19 protein-coding genes are annotated in these 19,873 nt (G+C 70.2%); 12 read left to right on the top strand and 7 right to left on the bottom strand.

Annotation, left to right across the window (positions count from 1 at the left end; translation table 11 throughout):
- The first annotated feature begins 44 nt into the window (after positions 1 to 44).
- The 7 genes from QE388_RS04855 to QE388_RS04825 all read left to right on the top strand — a co-directional run bounded on the left by QE388_RS04855 (position 45) and on the right by QE388_RS04825 (position 5,850).
- Positions 45 to 995 (top strand): cyclase family protein, encoded by a 951-nt coding sequence (locus QE388_RS04855; protein WP_275797071.1) that lies wholly within the window; start codon positions 45 to 47, stop codon positions 993 to 995.
- A 14-nt stretch (positions 996 to 1,009) separates the two neighbouring features.
- Positions 1,010 to 2,032: a D-isomer specific 2-hydroxyacid dehydrogenase family protein gene (locus QE388_RS04850; RefSeq protein ID WP_275797069.1), complete on the top strand. Its 1,023-nt coding sequence runs from the start codon at positions 1,010 to 1,012 to the stop codon at positions 2,030 to 2,032.
- Positions 2,029 to 2,802, top strand: a complete 774-nt coding sequence (locus QE388_RS04845) for an SDR family oxidoreductase (protein ID WP_307383468.1) — start codon at positions 2,029 to 2,031, stop codon at positions 2,800 to 2,802. Before QE388_RS04850 ends, QE388_RS04845 begins: the two co-directional genes overlap by 4 nt.
- Before the next feature lie 22 nt (positions 2,803 to 2,824).
- Positions 2,825 to 3,853 carry a zinc-binding dehydrogenase gene (locus tag QE388_RS04840; RefSeq protein WP_275797065.1) on the top strand — a complete coding sequence of 343 codons (1,029 nt, stop codon included), beginning with the start codon at positions 2,825 to 2,827 and terminating at the stop codon, positions 3,851 to 3,853.
- A 38-nt stretch (positions 3,854 to 3,891) separates the two neighbouring features.
- The gene (locus QE388_RS04835) at positions 3,892 to 4,053 is read left to right on the top strand and encodes a hypothetical protein (protein ID WP_307383464.1); all 162 of its coding nucleotides are present in this window, start codon (positions 3,892 to 3,894) and stop codon (positions 4,051 to 4,053) included.
- A gap of 467 nt (positions 4,054 to 4,520) precedes the next feature.
- The gene (locus QE388_RS04830) at positions 4,521 to 4,865 is read left to right on the top strand and encodes a hypothetical protein (protein WP_275797063.1); all 345 of its coding nucleotides are present in this window, start codon (positions 4,521 to 4,523) and stop codon (positions 4,863 to 4,865) included.
- Complete coding sequence (locus QE388_RS04825; protein WP_307383460.1) at positions 4,840 to 5,850, top strand: sugar-binding domain-containing protein; 1,011 nt, start codon at positions 4,840 to 4,842, stop codon at positions 5,848 to 5,850. Before QE388_RS04830 ends, QE388_RS04825 begins: the two co-directional genes overlap by 26 nt.
- Here QE388_RS04825 and QE388_RS04820 read toward each other — a convergent pair.
- The gene (locus tag QE388_RS04820; protein ID WP_307383457.1) at positions 5,831 to 7,306 is read right to left on the bottom strand and encodes a GntP family permease; all 1,476 of its coding nucleotides are present in this window, start codon (positions 7,304 to 7,306) and stop codon (positions 5,831 to 5,833) included. The two genes, QE388_RS04825 and QE388_RS04820, sit on opposite strands and share 20 nt — an antisense overlap.
- 179 nt (positions 7,307 to 7,485) lie before the next feature.
- Here QE388_RS04820 and QE388_RS04815 point away from each other — a divergent pair, with 179 nt between their 5' ends.
- A complete protein-coding gene (locus tag QE388_RS04815; protein ID WP_275797057.1) occupies positions 7,486 to 8,019 on the top strand; it encodes a VOC family protein in 534 nt (177 codons plus the stop codon).
- Between the two features lie 137 nt (positions 8,020 to 8,156).
- Here the strand turns inward: QE388_RS04815 and QE388_RS04810 are convergent, their stop codons facing one another.
- Positions 8,157 to 9,155 carry a LacI family DNA-binding transcriptional regulator gene (locus QE388_RS04810; RefSeq protein ID WP_307383454.1) on the bottom strand — a complete coding sequence of 333 codons (999 nt, stop codon included), beginning with the start codon at positions 9,153 to 9,155 and terminating at the stop codon, positions 8,157 to 8,159.
- Between the two features lie 26 nt (positions 9,156 to 9,181).
- On the bottom strand, positions 9,182 to 10,861 hold the full coding sequence (locus QE388_RS04805) for a glycoside hydrolase family 13 protein (protein ID WP_307383451.1): 1,680 nt from the start codon (positions 10,859 to 10,861) through the stop codon (positions 9,182 to 9,184).
- 345 nt (positions 10,862 to 11,206) lie between these two features.
- On the opposite strand from QE388_RS04805, the gene QE388_RS04800 reads away from it, so the two are divergent.
- Positions 11,207 to 11,731 (top strand): adenine phosphoribosyltransferase, encoded by a 525-nt coding sequence (locus QE388_RS04800; protein WP_275797051.1) that lies wholly within the window; start codon positions 11,207 to 11,209, stop codon positions 11,729 to 11,731.
- A gap of 156 nt (positions 11,732 to 11,887) precedes the next feature.
- On the opposite strand, the gene QE388_RS04795 is transcribed toward QE388_RS04800, so the two are convergent.
- The gene (locus tag QE388_RS04795) at positions 11,888 to 12,577 is read right to left on the bottom strand and encodes a TetR/AcrR family transcriptional regulator C-terminal domain-containing protein (RefSeq protein WP_307383447.1); all 690 of its coding nucleotides are present in this window, start codon (positions 12,575 to 12,577) and stop codon (positions 11,888 to 11,890) included.
- Between the two features lie 123 nt (positions 12,578 to 12,700).
- On the opposite strand from QE388_RS04795, the gene QE388_RS04790 reads away from it, so the two are divergent.
- Both QE388_RS04790 and QE388_RS04785 read left to right on the top strand, forming a co-directional pair.
- The gene (locus QE388_RS04790; protein WP_307383445.1) at positions 12,701 to 14,116 is read left to right on the top strand and encodes an APC family permease; all 1,416 of its coding nucleotides are present in this window, start codon (positions 12,701 to 12,703) and stop codon (positions 14,114 to 14,116) included.
- 50 nt (positions 14,117 to 14,166) lie between these two features.
- Complete coding sequence (locus QE388_RS04785; RefSeq protein ID WP_307383443.1) at positions 14,167 to 15,795, top strand: amidohydrolase; 1,629 nt, start codon at positions 14,167 to 14,169, stop codon at positions 15,793 to 15,795.
- 200 nt (positions 15,796 to 15,995) lie between these two features.
- On the opposite strand, the gene hpxO is transcribed toward QE388_RS04785, so the two are convergent.
- Genes hpxO through uraD form a run of 3 tightly spaced genes read right to left on the bottom strand, consistent with a single transcriptional unit; the run spans position 15,996 to position 18,033 of the window.
- Positions 15,996 to 17,180, bottom strand: a complete 1,185-nt coding sequence (hpxO, locus tag QE388_RS04780) for an FAD-dependent urate hydroxylase HpxO (RefSeq protein WP_307383439.1) — start codon at positions 17,178 to 17,180, stop codon at positions 15,996 to 15,998.
- Positions 17,181 to 17,188: 8 nt separating this feature from the next.
- Positions 17,189 to 17,509, bottom strand: coding sequence for a hydroxyisourate hydrolase (gene uraH / locus QE388_RS04775; protein WP_275801576.1), 321 nt, complete (start codon positions 17,507 to 17,509; stop codon positions 17,189 to 17,191).
- Positions 17,506 to 18,033, bottom strand: coding sequence for a 2-oxo-4-hydroxy-4-carboxy-5-ureidoimidazoline decarboxylase (gene uraD, locus QE388_RS04770; protein ID WP_275801575.1), 528 nt, complete (start codon positions 18,031 to 18,033; stop codon positions 17,506 to 17,508). The genes uraH and uraD overlap by 4 nt, the downstream gene beginning before the upstream one ends.
- A 241-nt stretch (positions 18,034 to 18,274) precedes the next feature.
- Between uraD and QE388_RS04765 the strand changes: the two genes are divergently transcribed.
- Positions 18,275 to 19,849, top strand: coding sequence for a hypothetical protein (locus QE388_RS04765; protein ID WP_275801574.1), 1,575 nt, complete (start codon positions 18,275 to 18,277; stop codon positions 19,847 to 19,849).
- The last annotated feature ends 24 nt before the right edge of the window (positions 19,850 to 19,873 follow it).

The following is a 19,873-nucleotide window of genomic DNA, read 5'->3' as shown; positions in this document are numbered from 1 at the left end:
GGACGATCGTCCGCCCCGCCACCCCCGAGAAAGGGCATTCCGTCATGACCGACACCTCCGAAGCGCGCGAGATCCGCGTCACCGAACCGATCGACCAGGCCGGCTTCGACGAACTCTACGAACGTCTCAAGCAGTGGGACACCTGGAGCGACCGTGAACGGGGAGCGTGGAACCGACTCACGCCGGCGCACGCGGCGGCGGCGGCGGCCACCGTGCGCTCCGGCCGCGTGGTGCAGACGACGCTCCCGTGGCCGACGGAGCCGGAGATCGACAACCGGCGTCCGGCGATGCACATGATGCTCGATCTCGGCGACCGTGAGGCTCCCGAGCCGTCGACCAACAAAGACTTCATCGGCATCGAATACCACGGCAAGTCGACGACCCACCTCGACGCGCTCTCGCACATCGCCTACCGCGGTGAGTTGTTCGGCGGCGCGCGCAGCCGCGACGTGGTGAACGCCACCGGCGCGGGCTACGGCTCCGTCGCCAAGCTCGGCTCCTTCGTCGGGCGCGGCGTGCTCATCGACATGCCCGTCGTGAAGGGCGTCTCGTGGCTGGAGCCCGGGGAAGCCGTTTACGAAGACGACCTACGCACGGCGGAGGAGGTGCTCGGCGTTTCGATCGGCGAGGCCGACGCCGTGCTCCTGCGCACAGGCCATAAGGCCCGACGCTCCGCTCTCGGCCCCTGGGACTCCTCGGATCTCAGCGCGGGCTTGCACGCGACGGCCATGCCGCTGCTCGCGGACCGGGGCATCGCCCTGCTCGGCTCCGACGGCGACAGCGACGTGCGTCCCTCGCCGACTCCCGGCATCCACTCGCCCGTGCACATCCTCGCGTTGACCGCGCTCGGGGTGCCGCTGCTGGACAACCTCGACCTCGAAGAGCTCTCGACCGTGGCCGCAGACGAGGGTCGCTACGAGTTCCTCTTCACGGTGGCCCCTCTGCTGGTGCCGGCGGGCACAGGCTCCCCCGTCAATCCGACCGCCGTCTTCTGAAAGGCAGATGCACCATGAGACCCGTAGGAATCAGCCGCGACTTCCTCGACGCGGCAGGCCGTAACGTCTGGGGCGACATCGGCCTGGATGGCTTCGACGAGGCGGGCATCGCCTGGGAGTACCTCCCCGACGACGTGCCGGTCCTGCGCCCGGAAGACATCGACGGGCGACCCGCCGTCCTGTTCGCGGCGCCGGCGGTCGATGCGACCACGTTCAGCGGTGTGACCGAACCGCCGATGGTGCTGGCCCGTTTCGGTGTGGGGTACGACGCCGTCGATCTCGACGCCTGCACGGACGCGGGCGTCGCCGTGACAATCACGCCCGACGGTGCCCGACGCCCGGTCGCGACCGCGGCGCTGGGAATGCTGCTGGGCGGTCTGCTCAACCTGGGCATCAAGGACCGTCTCGTCCGCGAGAAACGCTGGGACGAAAGGACGTCCTGGATGGGACGCGGGCTCACCGGCACGACCGTCGGGGTGGTGGGCTTCGGCGGCACCGGCACGGATCTGGCGCGGCTGCTGGCACCCTTCGAGGTCGAGCTGCTCGCCTACGACCCGTACTGCCCCCTGTCGCGCGCCGAGGAGTTCGGCGCCGAGCTGGTCGGTCTCGAGGACCTCGCCGCTCGATCCGACGCGATCGTCGTGATGGCTGTGCTCACACCCGAGACGCACCACCTCATCGACGCGGATTTCCTCGACCGCGTGAAGCCGACGGCGACCCTCGTGAACGTTGCGCGCGGACCGATCATCGACGAGCCCGCTCTGATCGCCGCCCTTCGGGACGGGCGCCTGCGTGCTGCCGCGCTCGACGTGTTCGAGAACGAGCCCCTCCCGGACGACAGCCCGTTGCGCTCGCTGGACAACGTCCTGCTGTCCCCGCACTGCGTGGGATGGACGGACGAGATGTCGCTCGGCAACGGACGCAGCGCCGTCCGTGCCGTCGTCGGTGCCCTCGCCGGCGAGATTCCCTCCTTCGTCGTCAACCGGCCCGTGCTCGAAACGGCACGATGGCGCGACCTGTCGGCGGTCACCGCATGACGGGTTCGCCCCTGTTCGATCTGACGGGTCGCATCGCGCTGATCACCGGCTCGAGCCGGGGGATCGGCAACATCCTCGCGTATGCGCTCGCCGACGCGGGCGCGACGGTGGTGCTCAACGGCATGGATCCCCTCCGGCTGGAATCGGCGCGCGTGGCGCTGGCACAACGGATCGGCCGCGACGTCCACGCTCGGGGGTTCGATGTCAGCGACGAGGACGACGTGCGTGCCGCGGTCGCCGACATCGAGTCGACGATCGGCCCGATCGACGTCCTCGTCAACAACGCGGGTATCCAGCACCGCGAGCCGCTGCTCGAGGTGTCCCGAGCGGACTGGGACCGGGTGATCGCGATCGATCTGACCAGCGCGTTCCTCGTGGGGCGAGAGGTGGCCCGTGCCATGATCGCGCGGGGCCGGGGAAAGATCGTCAACATCGCCTCGGTGCAGACCGATCTCGCGCGCCCGACCATCGGCCCGTACACGGCCGCGAAGGGCGGTCTGAGAAACCTCACCCGTGCGATGACGGCCGAATGGGCATCGGCGGGCCTGCAGATCAACGCCGTGGCGCCGGGCTACATCCACACCGAGATGACCCAGGCGCTCGTCGACGACCCCGACTTCAACGCGTTCATCGTACGCCGCACCCCCGCAGCCCGGTGGGGGACTCCCGCCGACCTGGGCGGCCCGGTGGTCATGCTCAGTTCGCCCGCGTCCGACTTCGTCAACGGGCAGGTGCTGTTCGTCGACGGCGGCATGACCGTCATCGTCTGACCCCGAGAGAGGAAAAGCCATCGTGCAACCCAACCTGGCCGTGATCGCCGACGTGGGAGGAGTTCTCCGCATCCAAGAGGTGCCCGAACCGCGACCCGCTGACAATGAAGCGGTCGTGTCAGTCGCGTTCGGGGGGATCTGCGGCTCCGACTTGCACTACTGGCAGCATGGGGCGGCGGGAGAATCGATCCTGCGGGCGCCGATGGTGCTCGGTCACGAGCTGTCGGGCACCGTGGTCGTGTCTGCTGCGGACGGTTCAGGACCCGCGGCCGGAACGGCCGTCACCGTGCACCCCGCCACGCCGGGTCGCCCCGACTTCCGATACCCGCAGAACAAGCCGAACCTCTCCGGCGGCACCTACCTCGGCAGCGCTGCGCGATTCCCGCACACCGACGGCGGCTTCGCGCGCAGGATCGCTCTGCCGACGCGGATGCTGCGCGATCTGCCGACCGGCTTGTCGTTGGCAGACGCCGCACTCGCCGAGCCCGCAGCGGTGGCCTGGCACGCCGTGTCGCGCGCCGATCGCTTGAGTGACAAGCGCGTGCTGGTCATCGGCAGTGGTCCCATCGGTGCACTCATCGTCGCCGCGGCCCGACGCGAGGGGGCACGGGAGATCATCGCCGTGGACCTGCACGAACAGCCGCTCGAGATCGCCGCGCGCGTGGGAGCGACGCGAACGCTTCGGGCGACGGATGCCGAGGCCATCGCGCGTGTCGATGCCGACGTGGTGTTCGAGAGCTCGGGCAACCCTCGCGGGCTGGCATCCGCGGTGTCGGCGGCGACCCGCGGCGGACAGGTCGTCATGGTGGGTCTCATTCCCGCGGGCGAGCAACCCGCGCTGCTGGCCACCGCCATCACCCGGGAACTGCGCCTGGTGGGCTCTTTCCGCTTCAACGATGAGATCGACGAGGTGATCACCGCATTGGCCGACCAGTCACTCGCGGTGAGCCCCGTCGTCACCCACACCTTCCCCGTCACCGACGCGGTGCACGCGTTCGAGGTCGCGGCCGACCCCCGTCGATCCGGCAAGGTGCTTCTGGACTTCGCCTGACCGAACCCCTCTCTCGCCGCCGATCTACGGAGCAACGCATGACGTCCACCCCCTCCCCGACCGGTCCGATCCTGAAGTCCATCGCCGCCGTCGCCGAGGGCGAGGCGTGTGTCACGCACGTCGGCCACGACGGCGCGGGCCACTTCCCTCTGGTCGGGCGACCGCACCGAGATCGAAGCAGAGGACACGCACTGACGTAAGGGGGAGTGAGTCCATGGTGTTGCATGGGACGCCGGCAGGTTACGAACGAGGGTGTCGCTCTCGCGGGGGATGCCAGCACCACCGCTCAGCAGAAATCCTCACCTGCGTCGATGCGCACATCGCGCGTCAAGCGGATTTCCGCCTCAGCCGGTTGCCGGCGACGGCGCAGGTGCGGCGAGCCATGCTTACAGCCGCGCCGTCACCTCCGGGAGCCGACTCCGGTCCCGCCTGTGCGCTGCCCGTGCATGGAACGCTCTGGGGATACCGCCGGGGCTGCCGCGGTCATCGGGAGTGCCCGCAGTGGCGGACAGGGCTGCGCACATGCGTCGAAGCGAAACGCCTGTATGCGACCGAGTACGCCAAGAACCGAGGGCGTGGGCACGGGGCGCCGATCGCTCACGGAACAACCGCCGGATACTTCGCCGGATGCCGTGATCGCAGCGCCTGCGCAGGAGACGAAGCGGGGGTGACCTGCCCGGACGCTCGCAACAGTCACAAGCGAGCACTGGCGCGACGAGCGGGAACGCCCCAGCGCGAGATTCCCGTCGACGCGGCGGTCGCCGCGACACGGGTCGCGGCGTGGCGGTCGCAGGGATACTCGTTGCGCAAGATCGCCCAACTCGCCGGAGTCGGTCGATCGACCGTCATGGCCATCGCCGGGGGAACCGACGAGCAGTCGTCACGATCGAGGATCACGGCCGCGACGCTGTCCGCGATCCTCGCCATCGGGATGCCGGACGTCTCGGTTCGCTCTTCACCCACCGACAGCGAAGAGGTGCCAGCAAGTGGATCACGACGCCGCGCCGGATGACATCGCTGCGCGAGAGCAGCGACATGACGAGTTGCTGCAGCAGATCGCGCATCGATTCTGGGTCCAGCGGATGACTCAGCAGCAGATCGGGGAAGAGTTCGCCTTCAGCCGGGTCAGTATCTCCCGCCTGCTCGAGGAAGCACGACGGCGCGGGGTGGTCCGCTTCGATGTCGGTGCCCCCGTCGATCGCGAACGGGGACGGGAACGAGAGCTCCTGGCCGCCCTTCGGGCCAGTGGGCAACGCGCTGCCACCGAGTTGCAGGCCTGCCGCGTGATGCCTGCTCTGCGGCGGGGCGACGCCGCCCATCGGCGGCGTCTGGGGATGCACGCGGCCGCGGTTCTCGCGGGGCACCTCCCCGCCGGTGGAACCCTCGCCATCGCCTCCAGTCGGACGACGGCTCCGCTGGTGCAGGCCGCCCACCTGCTTCCCGATCTGGCGTTCGTCGCCGAACTCCTCGGGTCGAGCGACCGTAGGGCCGGCACGGTGGCCGGTGGCGACGTCTCCAAGAAGGTTGGAGCCGTCCACCGACCCATTCCCGCCCCGTTCATCCGGCGGCTGGAGGAGCGGGACTTCTCCGCCGCAGCTCGATCCCGCATCCGAGCGGCCATCGAGAGCGCGGTCCAGGCCGACGCCGCCCTCTTCGGAGCCGGTTCGATGCGGCGGTTCGACGGGACCGGGGTTCATGCGCCGGTTTCTCGGCAGCTCCTGTCGGAAGCTGCGGCGGCCGGAGCCGTCGGCCACTGCCTCGGTGTCTTTCTCGACCCACGGGGGCGAGAGGTCCCGTCCGTTGTGGACGCCGTGCGCGTCGGCGCGAGCCCGACCGAGCTACGACGCGTCTCACGCCGAGTCCTTCTGGTCTGGACCCCGGAGAAAGCGCCGATCGCACGAGCCGCGGTCGCGTCGGGACTTGTCACCGATCTGGTGACCGACGAGACCACGGCGCGCGCGATCCTGGGTGAGCTCCTCAGCTCGTCAACGGAATGACGACCCACAGGGTCGTCGCGAGAGCACCGCACACGACGCCCATGATCGTCACCGCCACCGTCCACGTCTGCAGCATGACCAGCTCGGAGATCGTGAAGTAGCGCGACAACACCCAGAAACCGGCGTCGTTCACGTGCGAGAGGCAGACGCCGCCGGCGCAGATCGCCACGGTCAGGAGGGCGACGTGGAGGGGGCCGTAGGCCGTGAGATCGATCGATCCCGCCAACAGGGTCGCTACGGTCGTGACCGCTGCCGTCGTGGTTCCGAGGGTGGCGCGCAGCACGAGGGCGAGCAGGAAGCCGAAGATGACGATCGGCATGTTGGCGTTGCTCAGCGCATTCACCAGCGACTGCCCGATGCCGGTCGCCGCGATGATGCCACCGAAGGCGATGCCACCGCCGGTGGACAGCACGATCTCCCCGACCGGCCGCAGCCCCACACGTCCGACCTCGGTCATGCCGCTGACGCGGCGCTGGGCGCGGGAGAGCAGCGTGAAATACGCCACGATCGTCGTGATGATGAGCGCGATCTCGGGGACACCGATGAACCGCAGGGCGTCGGTGACCACGTTGTGCACGCCCGGCAGGAACTGGCTGACCAAGGTCGCAACCAGGATGAGGACCACCGGCAGCAGCAGCACCGTGAGCAGCTTCGCGAGGATGCCGGGGACGACGTCGGTCTGTGCCGCCGTCGCCGTGCGAACCGGCACCGTCAGGTTCGTCGCGGGTCGGCCGCTGGCCGCGCCGCTGACGCTCCCGCTGGACGGAGCGTCGTCGTCGGTGGTCGCCTCGGCGACGAGGACGCCGCGCTGCTCGAGCCGCGTCGCGCGACGGTACGCCCACCAGCACCCGAGGGTGGCACCCGGCAGCATGCACACCATGCCAAGCGCGATCAGCAGCCCGTAGTCCGTGCCGAGGGCGACGGCGACAGCGACCGCCCCCGGGTGCGGCGGGATAATCGCGTGCACGGCGAGAACGGCGACCGCCATCGGCACCGCCATCACGGCGACGTGGCGACCCGCCTGACGCGCGACGGCGATCGCCACCGGCGCGAGGAGGATGACGGCGGTGTCGAAGAAGATCGTGCTGCCGACGAGGAGCCCGGCGAGAGCCATCGCCAGAACCCCGCGTCGGGGGCCCGTGAGCTGAAGCAGCTTTCGGCCGAGGATCTCGCTTCCGCCGGACCGAGCGATGATCTCGCCGATGATGCAGCCCAGGCCGACCAGGATGAGGATGTGGGCGGTGCTCTTGTTCAGGGCGGTCAGGAGCACGGTGAAGATACCCGGCTGCAAGGGGTCGCTGCCTGGGACGTCCACCAGAGGGACCTGGAAGATCAGGCCGAGGACGATGGCGACGACCGACATCGCGATGAACGGATGGATCCGCATCCGGACGATGAGGACGAGTAGCACCACGATGCTCGCCACGATGGCGATAAGGGCTGCGATGAGAGGCACGGACGCTCCTTTGCGTGAGGGATGCCCAGTGAACCCACCGCTGCCCATCTCGCCTAGGGCATGTCACGGTTCCGGGCCGAAGACGAACAGATGACCGCAATCGGGCGCGAATGAGCGACGGACGTCGGCTGCCTCCCCTGCGCGCCTCACCATGGTGATCTCCACAGAGAGGATCAATGATGATTTCCGAGACCGCATCCCCGGCCCCCGCCCTTCATCACGTGTGCATCGTCGTCGCCGACCTCGATGTCGCTCGCGAGTTCTACGTCGATGTGATGGGAGCCGTCGAAGACGTGCGCCCGCGCGATTTCGTCTTCAAGGGCGCGTATTTCTCAATCGGCACCGCCGAGGTGCATGTCGTGCAGGAGGGCCGTGCCGGACACCTCGCAAGCCACGCGCCGAGCTGGAGCACCGACGAACTTCGCACCGGGCTCGTGACTCACTACGCGCTCATGGTCGAAGACGTCCGCGTATACGTCGACCGGCTCCGAGAGCGCGGGATCGAGAGGGTCGGGGGCTACCGTGTGCGCGATGACTATGTGGAGCAGGTGTACATCGCCGACCCCGACGGCAACGTCATCGAGCTCATGCAGCGCCACAGCGAGCACCATGGTCGTCTGCGCCGTCAGGAGATCTGGGACGACGGCACCGCCGTGCCGGTCGCGCCGGGATTCGACCTCGTCGACCCGCGCCAGCGCTACGGCTCGTTCTGAGACGGATATCTCTCGCCGCTGACGTCCACTCGCGCCGGCATCGGGTTCGTGCCGGTGCCTCCAGCGCCCGCCGTTGTCGCAGAGGTGGGCTCGCGACAACGGTGGGGCCCCTCCGACGGGCTGGCGGACGCGCGTCTTCAGCGTGCCGGCGACCCCGTCGAGCCGCGGTCGACCAGCTCGAACGGCAGGGTGCCGAGCCCCGGCGCCGGGTCCGCCCCGTCGAGCTCGGCGAGCGCCGCCTCGGCCGCGCGCTCTCCCTGGCCGCGCGCGAACTGATCGACGGTCGTGAGGCCGAACCAGCGGCCGAGCTCGTGTCCGTCGACGCCGATGATCGACACGTCGGCGGGAACGTGCAGGCCGAGCTCGCGCGCGGCGAGGATCGCACCGATCGCCATCTCGTCGGATGCCGCGAAGATCGCGGTGGGCGGGACGTCGCCGCTCAGCGTGCGGGTGGCCGCTGCGGAGCCGCCCTCGATGGTGAAGTCAGCCGGCTCGAACACGGCGTCGGCTCCGATGGCATCCATCGTCTCGGTGAAGCCGAGGCGGCGGAGTGCGGGAACCGACGATGCCGCGTTGGTCGTCGTGTCGGCGCCGATGTGGGTGACGCGGCGGTGCCCGAGCGCGAGGAGGTGTTCGGTCGCGAGGCGGCCGACCGCGCGGTCGTCGACCGTGAGTGTCGTCAGCAGCGGGTTCGGCCCCCCGATCGAGACCACCGGGACATCGAGGGTGCGAAGCAGCGCCGACTCGGCGGCATCCATCTCGATCGCGATGGTGATGACGGCGTCGATGCGCCTGCGGCGGAGGTGGTCCTCGAATACACGGCGACGTTCCGCGGGGTCGGCGCTCACGCTGTAGAGCGTGATGTCGTAGCCCTCGCGCACGAGCGCGTCGGAGATGCCGGCGAGCACGGTGCTGAAGAACCACCGGTCGAGGAACGGCACGACGACGCCGACGGCCCGCGCCCGCCCGGTCGCGAGGCTCGACGCCGCCGCCGAGACGACGTACCCGAGTTCTTCGGCCGCCGCGAGCACGCGATCGCGCGTCGCGGTCGACACCGGACCGCGCCCGCTCAACGCGCGCGAGACCGTGGCCGTCGACACTCCCGCCCGGCGGGCGACGTCGTCGATACCGGCCACGGTCTCGCGATTCCGGATGCCGCGGCTTACGCCGCCGCGATCCAGACGGTCGTGTCGGTCGGCAGGGCGTCGCCGTCGAGGGGGCCGCTTGCCACGAGGACCTCACCCGCGGGGAGCTCGACCGGCTCGTCGCCGAGGTTGGCGATGACGGTGAGCGATCCGTTGCGGAAGGCCACGACGTCGTCGCCGTACCCGTCGAGCCAGTCGAGCGCCCCCGCGCCGAGGTTGCGCTCGCGACGCTCGGCGAGCAGCGAGCGGTACAGCGACAGGGTCGAGGCGGGGTCGTCGACCTGCACGTCCCGCGCGAGCGCGGCCCACTCCGCGGGCTGGGGGAGCCACGACTCACCCGTGGTGTTGAAGCCGTAGGCGGGGCCGTCGGCGGTCCACGGGATCGGGACGCGGCAGCCGTCGCGGCCATAGCGCTCGCCGTTCGTGCGGAACCACGTCGGGTCCTGACGGGCGTCGTCGGGCAGATCGATGACTTCGGGGAGGCCCAGCTCCTCGCCCTGGTACAGGTACGACGAGCCGGGGAGCGCGAGCATGAGCGAGGTCGCGGCGCGGGCGCGCTGCAGGCCCTTCACGGGGTCGGGCTGGCCGGGCGACTTCGGTCCGATACCCGCCCCCTGCGGGTTCTCCGCCGTCAGCGCGAGGCGCGAGGCGTGGCGCACGACGTCGTGGTTCGACAGCACCCAGGTGCTGGGGGCGCCCACGGCGGCGTACTCCTCGAGCGACTCCGAGATCACGTCGCGGAGAGCCGCGGCATCCCAGGTCGTCTCGAGGTAGTGGAAGTTGAACGCCTGGTGCATCTCGTCGGGCCGCACCCACAGCGCGGTCTGCGCGACGGTGGGGAGCCACGCCTCGGCGCACAGAGCGCGGTCGCCGGCGTACTCCGCGAGCACCTCGTGCCACTCGCGCCACACCTCGTGCACGCCGGGCTGACCCCAGTACGGCACCTCTTCGGCGTCGCCGCCCATGGAGCCCGCGTCGGGGTCGGGCGTGAAGTCGGGGAGACCCTCGGCCTTGATGAGGCCGTGCGCGACGTCGACGCGGAAGCCGTCGACCCCGCGGTCGAGCCAGAAGCGCAGGATGTCGCGGAACTCCGCACGCACCTCGGGGTTGGTCCAGTCGAAGTCGGGTTGGCTCTCGTCGAAGATGTGCAGGTACCACTGGCCCGGCGTGCCGTCGGCCTCGGTCACGCGCTTCCACATGCCGCCGCCGAACACGCTCTCCCAGTTGTTCGGGGGCAGCTCCCCGTTCTCACCCTTGCCGTCGCGGAAGATGTACCGCGCGCGCTCGGGGCTGCCGGGCGCTGCCTTCAGGGCCTCCTGGAACCAGACGTGCTGATCGCTCGAGTGGTTCGGGACGAGATCGACGATGACCCGGATGCCACGCTCGTGCGCGCCCGCGAGCATCGCGTCGAAGTCGGCCAGGGTGCCGAAGATCGGGTCGACGTCGCGGTAGTCGGCGACGTCGTACCCCGCGTCCTTCTGCGGCGACCGCTGGAAGGGGCTGAGCCAGATGGCATCCACCCCCAACTGCTTCAGGTCGTCGAGGTGAGCGGTGACGCCGGGCAGGTCGCCGAGGCCGTCGCCCGAGGCGTCGGCGAAAGAGCGGGGGTAGATCTGGTAGATGACGGCGGTGCGCCACCACTCCGAGCCGGGTGCGGACGCGAGTTCGGGGCGCGAGTCCTGCTGCGTGAAAGTCATGCGGTACACCGTACTGCAAGCGCTTACATCGGCGTCAAGCGCGCCCCGCGTTGTCGTCGCCCCCCGCGCTCCCACCCCGCTCTTCGCTCTTTGCTCGTCGCTCCCGTCCCGCGCGGCGGTGAGTTGCGTCGTATGTTCGCTCGACGCGCGTTTCGGCGGACTTATGGCGCAAGTCATGGCGGGGCCTCGCGCGATCGCGCGGGTGCCTCGGCCGTCGACGGTGAGTTGCGTCGTATGTTCGCTCGGTGCGTGTTCCGGCGGGCATACGGCGCAAGTCACGGCTGGGGTCATGCGGGGAAGGGCGCGCGAGGGCGCGGGCGCGAGGGGCGCGATTAGGCTGGGGCGGTGCCCGACGCCTCCGCCCTCGCCCGTGCCGAATCGCTCATCACGAGCATCCCCGACTACCCCAAGCCCGGGATCATGTTCCGCGACATCACGCCCCTGCTGACGGATGCCGCGGCCCTGCGCACCGTCGTCGAGGCGCTCGTCGAGCCCTTCGCGGGCCGGTTCGACGCCGTTGCGGGAGTCGAGGCGCGCGGCTTCCTCCTCGCGGGGGCCGCGGCCATCGCCGCGAACGTCGGGCTCATGCCGATCCGCAAGGCCGGGAAGCTGCCCCGGCCCGCCGCGGCGGTCGAGTACGACCTCGAGTACGGCTCGGCGACGATCGAGATGCACGACGACAACGCCGCCGGCGCGCGCGTGCTGCTGCTCGACGACGTGCTCGCCACGGGCGGCACGCTCAGCGCGGGGCGCGAGCTGCTCGAGGCTGTGGGCGGCGAGGTCATCGGCGTCGCGACGCTGCTCGAGATCGACGGCCTCGGCGGCCGCGAGGCTCTCGGCGGCGACGTGCACGCGGTCTTCCACGTCTGACGGGTCTCCCGCCCGCGCGGGCGCGGCGCCCAAGCGCCCCCGTTGAGTGTCCAAGACACGCCGTAACGCGGTCACCCATGACGGCGTGTCTTGGACACTCAACGTGAGAGCGGCGCCCCCGCGCCAGCCCGGGCACCCCCGCGCGCCGCGCCCCCGCTACCCGCAGCCCGCGCGCAGCCGGAGGCCCTCGAGCAGCGCGTCGAGGCCGAGGGCGAACGCGAGGTCGGCGGGGGTGGCGCCCTGAGCCTCGGCGAGTTCCCGGCGCGCGTGATAGGCCGCGGCGAACGTGGGGACGTCGGCCCGATCCCCCGGATCGAGCATGTCCTGCGGGGCCGAGGCGTCGAGCGCCGAACCCAGCACGAAGGACTCCACGGCCACGATGACGCTCATCGATTCTGCGGCTGACCAGCCGGCATCCTGAAGCTGGGATGCCAGGTGGTCGTACGATCTGCCGACCGTCGAGGTCGCGTCCAGGGGGAGCGCCGACAGGTACGCGACCGTCGAGGGGTGGGCGGCGAAGGCCGCGCGATAGGCGTGCGCCCAGTTGCGGAGAGCGTGGTCCCATCGGGGATCGGGAGCTGCGTCGGCGTCGATGTGTTCGGCGAGGATCTCTCGGATCTCCGCGAACACCGCCGTCTTGTTCTCGACGTGGTTGTACAGCGACGACACGCGCACGCCGAGCGCTCGCGCCAGATCGCTCATGCGGAACCCGGTGTCGCGATCGTCGCCGAGCAGGCGTAGGGCGGTCTCGCCGATGAGGCGGCGAGAGAGCACTCCGACCCGCGGACGCCCCACCGGGCGGGGTCGTGCGGCGGCCTCGGACGCTGTCTTCCCTACTGCACTCACGCTGTTTCCTCGCCGTCGAGCCGGAGAAATCCGAGCCGGAGAAACATTGTACGTGCGGGCAAATCGAACTATGTTCGTTTTACGCGATCACAGGTGATCGCACCTCACCCAAGGAGTTCGCTCATGTCTCAGCGTTCCCGCACCTCCCTTCCCCGCTCGATGGGCGTCGTCGGCCTCACGCTCTTCGGCATCTCGTACATGGCCATCGGCACGGTCTTCACCACGTACGGCATCGTGAACCAGCTGACCGAGGGGCACCTCGTCGCGTCCTACGCCGTCGCCCTGATCGTCATGCTGTTCACCGCCTCGAGCTACGCCGCGATGGTCCGCCGCTACCCGGTCGCCGGTTCGGCGTACACCTACGCACAGCAGTCGTTCGGCGGGGGCGTCGGCTTCCTCACCGGGTGGATCCTGCTGCTGGACTACCTGTTCATCCCGATGATCAACTTCCTCATCCTCGGGCTGTACGCCAACACCCAGTTCCCCGACGTGCCCGTCTGGGTGTTCACCCTCGGCGCGATCATCGTCGCGCTCATCCTGAACGTCCTCGGCATCTCCCTGGTGAGCAAGGTGAACGCCGCGGTCGTGCTGATCTCGTTCGCCGCGGTCGTGGTCTTCGCCTTCTTCGCCATCAAGACCGCGATCGGAGACCCCGACGCCCCCGGCGTCTTCGAGCCGTTCCTGCCGGGCAGCGCGCAGTTCAGCCCGGTTCTGACGGGTGCCGCGGTGCTCTCGCTGTCGTTCCTGGGCTTCGACGCCGTGTCGACCCTCTCCGAGGAGGCGAAGCGCCCCCGGCGCGACATCCCGATCGCGATCATGGTCACCACCATCGTCGGCGGACTGCTCTTCATCGTGGTCGCCTGGCTGGGTGCTCTGGCGTACCACCTCCCCGACTGGAGCGCGGCGCCGCAGGCGCTCCTGGATGCCGCGGGTGCGGTGCTCTTCGACCACGTCGGGGGACCGATCCTCGCCGGCAGCTTCGTCTTCATCACCGTCATCGGCACCCTCGGCGCCGGGCTCGCGGGACAGGCGGCGGTGTCTCGCATCCTGTTCTCGATGGGGCGCGACGGCATCCTGCCGCGTCCGCTCGGCGGCCTGTCCAAGAAGTACGGAACCCCGGTGGTCGCCACCGCTCTCGTGTCGCTCGTGGCTCTCGCGGGCCTGTTCGTGACGTTGTCCCAGGCGGCGTTCATGATCAGCTTCGGCGCGCTCGTCGCCTTCGCGATGGTGAATCTCTCGGTCATCCGCACCTATCTCTTCCCGCCGCGCGCGGAGCGTCGCGCGCTCACCGCGGGACGCCTCGTGCGGTACGGGATCGTCCCCGCGATCGGATTCGCGCTCACGCTCTGGCTGTTGAGCTCGCTCGAGGGCGGGACGTGGGTCATCGGCGGCATCTGGGCACTGCTGGGCGTGGTGATCCTCGCGATCAAGACGGGGATGTTCCGGCGCCCGGTTCCGAAGCTCGACTTCTCGGAGGTCGAACCCACCACCGAGGCGATCGACCAGCTGCCGCGCGAGTCGTTCCTGGGGCAGAAGTGACGGCATCCGATCGAAGCGACACCTGTCGCGCACTGAGAAGGGAGGCGCCCATGCCCGAGAACACCGACCTGCTGGTCCTCGCGGGAGCGGTCCTCACGCCGACGGCCCTCGCCGGCGCGCCTGCGGAGGCCGGGTTCGTGGCGATCCGCGACGGCGTGATCGTGGGGGTGGGGACTCCGGATGCCGCGGACTCGTGGAAACCGCGCGCTCAGCGGGTCGTCGACCTGGGTGACGCGACGCTCACCGCCGGCATCGTCGATGCGCACATCCACCCCGTCGCGGGGATCGGGATGACGAGAGGCGTTGACCTGAGCGAGGCGGAGACCCTCGAGGAGGCCCAGCAGGCGCTGGCCGCGGAGTCCGCCGACGCGGGCGAATGGGTGTTCGGGTGGGGTCTCAACCCGAACGTCTTCGGCGCGGCGGCACCGTCGATGCGACTTTTCGACCGGCTGTCGCAGGACCGCCTCGCGTTCGTGCAGCTGTTCGACGCGCACTCGGCCGTTGCATCCGGGGCGGCCCTGGCCCGCGCGGGTGTCACGGGCGCCGAGACCTTCGACGACGCCTCGTCGATCGCCGTCGACGCCGAGGGCACGCCCACGGGGTATCTCCTCGAGCATCGCGCCATGGGGCGCGTCACACGCATCATCCCCGCCCTGACGTTCGAGGAGCGGCGTGATGCCCTCGTCGCCATCCTGCGTGGCATGGCCGAGACGGGCGTGACGATCGGGCAGATGCTCGACTCGTCAGACCCCGACGCCTTCGACCTCTTCGACGCGATCGAGGCCGAGGGGGAGCTGCCGATCCGTCTTCGCGTCTCGCCCATGGCCGTTCCGGGTTCCACCGAGGCGGACTGGGCGCAGCTCGCCGACCTGCAGGGCCGGCACGGTCGCCGCTGGGAAGTGCGCGGCATCAAGCTCATGATCGACGGCACCATCGACAACGGCACCGCGTGGTTGCGAGAGCCCGACACTCTGGGCGAGTCGACCGAGTCGCTCTGGCTCAGCCCGTCCGAGTACGCCGCCGCCGTCGAGTATTTCCACGCCCGCGGCATCCCGACGGCGACTCACGCGATCGGCGATCGCGGCATCGAGTTCGTGGCCGCGACGTTGAACGGCCTCGAGCGCACCGGTGTCCCGCACCGCATGGAGCACATCGAGACGCTGCCCGACGACGTGCTGGATCTCATTGTCGAAGCGGACGTCTCGGTCAGCATGCAGCCCACGCACTGCACGCACTTCACACGCGCGGACCACACCGACAACTGGTCGCGCCGCCTCGGCGACGAGCGCGCCGACCGCGCGTGGCGCACGCGCGACTTGCACGAGAAGGGCGTGGTCGTGGCCCTCGGATCGGACTGGCCGGTGGCCCCGTACGACGCACGGGCAACCCTCGCCGCGGCGATGCTCCGCCGACCGGCCGGACGTACGGATGTCACGCCCGTCCTGCTGGATCAGGCCCTCGGCGCCCCGGTCGCCCTCGACGCGCACACGCGTGGCTGGTGGCGTTCGGTCGGCGAGGCGGGCGGCACGATCGAGGAGGGGATGCCGGCGTTCCTCACCGTGTTCTCCGCCAACCCGCTGTCGGCGGATCCGGATGCCTTCGCGACCGCCGATGTGCTGCTGACGGTCGTCGGCGGTGTCGTCGAGGTGGACCGGACGGCGGTGGCCGTGCGGAGGTGACGCGTCCACGCCGGGTCAGGGGCAGGACGCTCGCGCCTCGCGGGGCCACCGCCTCCGTCCCTCGGCGACGGTGCGCCGAACTCCTGAGTTTTCGGACTCTTCGGGGCTGGATGCCGCAGGTTCCCGCGCTCGACGGGTGCCCAGCATCCGTTTCTCAGGAGTTTCGCCCGCTTCGCGTGCCGGCCGCGCCCGCCCTCGGCTCAGCGCATCACGCTCGCGCCCAGCTCCACGGGGCTTCCCTCGATGTTGCCGATGATCCCGCGGATGACCCCCGTCCCGTCCTCGCGGCGCAGGCCGTCGTACCAGGCCTGCGTCGCGGCGACGTCGAACGCGTGCGTCTCGTGCGCGCGCTTACGGGCGCGCAGCACGAGGTCGCCGGCCCGCTCGGTGCGGATGCGCTCGTAGCGCTTCAGCGAGTCCGCGACGCCGAGCGTCGTCGTGGCGAACACGATGCCGAGAGCGAAGCTGTCCTCGAGCGCCGAGCACGCCCCCTGGCCGATGTCGGGTGCGGTGTTGTGGGCGGCGTCGCCGAGGATCGCGACGCGCCCGCGCACCCACGTGTCGAAGGGGTCGATGTCCCAGATCTCGACGCGGTTGAGCGACTCGTCCGGGTCGATGCCGTCGAGGAGCGCGCGCACTCCCGGTGCGTCCCACGATCCGAATGCCGCCTCGAGCGCGGCCATGCGGTCCTCGACCACTCCCGACGGCCCGGGTACGTCGACGAAGAAGTAGAACCGGTCGCCCGCGACCGGCATGACGGCGCACCGCTTGCCGTCGCCGACGTAGGTCGTCCACTGATCGAGCGGTCCGATCCGCTCGTCGGCGCGCACGAGACCGTTGTAGTTCACGTATCCCGAGTACGACCTCTCGGGACGGATGCCGGTGGGCTCGGTGACGTAGTCGCGCACGATCGAGCGCGCCCCGTCGGCCCCGATCAGCAGATCGGCCGTGTCGGTGGTGCCGTCGGCGAAGGTGGCGGTGACCACGCCGTCGGTCTCGGACACGCCGGTCAGCTGCTTGCCGAGGTGGATGTGGGCGGGGCCGACGGCATCCATCATCAGCTGCTGGAGATCCGCTCGCGCGACCGGGTAGGGGCGCTGACCCGTCTGCTCGGTGACGGGCGCGAGGCTGAAGCGGCAGAGCTCGTCGCCGGTGTGGCCGTCGTAGTAGGCCATGTCGTCCATGCGACCGCCGAGGGCAGCGACTTCGGGGCCGAGGCCCAGCCAGTTGAGCACCTTCACGCCGTTCGACCACAGCGACAGCGCGGCGCCGACCGGACGGTTCTCGCGCATGCGGTCGTACACGACGACTTCGTGGCCGAGCTTCTGCAGGGCGAGCGCCGCGGACGTTCCGCCGACTCCCGCCCCGATCACGATGACTCTCATGCCTCTCCTCAGCTGCCGCGGTAGGTCGAGTAGGCGAACGGGCTCAGCAGCAGGGGCACGTGCAGGTGCGCCTCGCCGCTCACGGTGAACGCGACCGTCGCGATCGGGTGGAACGACGCGACTCCGCGCGCGCGGAAGTAGGCACCGGTGCCGAAGGTCAGCGCGTAGTCGCCGTCCTCGAGGCGATCGGATCCGAGGGCGAGGCGGCCGTCTCCGTCGGTCGTGCCCTCGGCGACGGGGGTGCCGTCGAGCCGGGCCAGCGCGACGGTGACGCCGGTCGCGGGCGTGCCCGCCGTGGCATCCAGGATGTGGGTGGTGAGGTGGGTCATTCGGCGTCCTCGGGTTCGGCCGGTGCCTCGTCGGCGAACGTCGTCCGCAGGCGGAGCAGGGCGATCTCGGCGAGCTGACGGGTGGCTTCGACGATCTCGGTGTCGGGGTCGTTGCCGAGGCGGCGTTCGAGTTCGGTGCGCATCTCGCTCGGCGTGCGTCCGGCCGCGCGGATGAGGAAGACGCGGCCGAACCGCTCCTCGTATGCCGCGTTCCCGGCGGCGATCGCGGCGACGTCGTCGTCGGCGGCGGAGGCCATGGACCCCTGTTCGCGACGGGATGCCGCGGCCTCGGCGCCGTCGCCCGCGACCTTCGCGCCGATGCGGGGGTGCGCGTGCAGCGCCGCCTCGAGGTCGTCCGGCGACCAGACCGCGGCGAGGTCTCCGGCGTACGCGGCGAGGGCGTCGACGTCGGCGTAGGGGCGACCCGCGACGACGGCATCGACCCAGCCCGGGATGTCGGCCCAGACGCGGACGACGGCCGTGGCATCCGCCGTCGAGGCCGCGTTGAAGTGGTGCAAGTGCATGCCGGTCAGGCTAGGCGCGCCGCGTTACGGGGCTGTGGCGGGATGTGTCGGCGATGTTGCTGTGGGGAACATTCGTGTGCGGCGACCGGCCGCGCCCGTCCACGCGGCGAGAACCCGCCGTTCATCTCTAGATACCGCCCGTGAGAGTTGCCGGGCAGATCGCGTGGATAGCTTCTGTCCGGCCCGCCCGAGGGCCGACGCCCGGAAAGGGCGCCCCATCCGCGAGAGGACCCCGTTTCCCATGCCCCCCACGTCTCCGAGACGGTCCCTGCGACTTCTCGCCGCCGTCGCCGTCTCACTCGTCGGGCTGATGGTCGCCGCACCGGCTTCAGCCGCGCCGATCGACCGCTTCCAGGCATCCACCTCCGCCCTCCCCTCGGGGGTCGGGGCTCCCACGCTCCTGCTGCTGGAGAGCGTGAACGCGGCAGGAAAGGTCCTGCAGATCGGCGACACGAACGCGCAGGTGTCATCGGCGCCCGGCGCGACGGACCGCGCCGCCGCCGCGATCGAGACCATGAGGACCGGCAACGCAGCGTCGCTGAAGGCGCAGGCGTTGCGCTTCTTTCCCGTCACGGGGTCGGCCAACACCTACCTGATCGCCGATCAGCAGGACCGGGTCCTCGTCCGTTCCCGCAACAGCGAGACGGCCTTCCGCTACCTCCAGCTCGCCGATGTCGCGGACTCCGCGTCAGATCCCTACGCCCAGTGGGAGGCGCGCGACGCCGGCGACGGCACCGTCAACCTCGTGAACGTGCAGCCGGATCCGTCGTCGCAATCCGCCGCGCTCGATCTGTACAACTGGAAGACCACCGACGGCTCGGAGGTGCAGACGTACACGCTCAACACCGGTGCCGCCGTGCAGAAGTGGCGGATGCACACGCTGCAGGCCACCGTGGCGGTCCCCAGCGCGGTGGTCCCCGCGGGGTCGGCGCCGTCGATGCCGACGAGCCTTGCAGCCCGATACGGCTGGGGAGGATCGGTTCCTCTGACGTCGATCGCCTGGCGCATGCCCGATCGATCGGTCTGGAACAGCAGCGGCGAGGTCGACGTGACCGGAACGGCATCCGGTTTCTTCGGTGAGGCGGTCGCGGTCACGGCGCACTTCTCCGTCGGTTCGCCCGGTCAGGCGGACGACGCGGCGCTGAAGTCCTACGCGGGTGTGAGCGTGAAGGAACTGCGGATGCTCGCCCCGCGCACGGTCGTGCGCAAGGTCAGTGGAACGGCGGCGACCGTGACCTCCCCGGTGTCGTGGGACTGGTCGGCTCTCACGGATGCCGCGCTCGCGCAGCCCGGAACCGTCACGGTCGAGGCGGTCGCCGGATCGGGCTTCAGCGCTCGACTGATCATCACGCTCGTCGCACCCGAGCGCGTGAACCTGCTGCGGCAGAACGGTGTGCGTCCGGACTGGACGTTCAAGGACGGCACGACGTTCGCCCTCACCGATGGCAACCGCAACGCCGTCGGTTTCGCCGACTGGCGCAGCGGTGGAGCCGCCAACCGGGTCAACCCCAACCGTGTGTCGTTCTCGTTCGATCAGCCTCGCCAGATCACCGGGGTGAACGTCTACGACATCGGCGGGAAGCAGAACATCGGCACCGTGACCGTCCAGTACCGCACCCTGCTCGGCGGGTGGAAGAACCTGCCGACCGCGTCGGGCTGGCCCGTCACCAACGCGACCGCCAACCTCTCCCTGGAGGTCACCTCCACCCCCGTGCTCGCCACCGGCCTGCGCGTGATTGTCGGCAACAAGTCGTCCGGCACGTGGATGACCCTCTCGGAGGTCGAGGCCTACGGGCCCCGCACCCCCGCTTCCTGACTCGCCGTTCCGCTTTCCCGCATC

Source organism: Microbacterium sp. SORGH_AS_0969, assembly GCF_030818255.1.
GTDB lineage: Bacteria > Actinomycetota > Actinomycetes > Actinomycetales > Microbacteriaceae > Microbacterium.
This window is presented reverse-complemented; position numbering and strand designations above follow the sequence as displayed.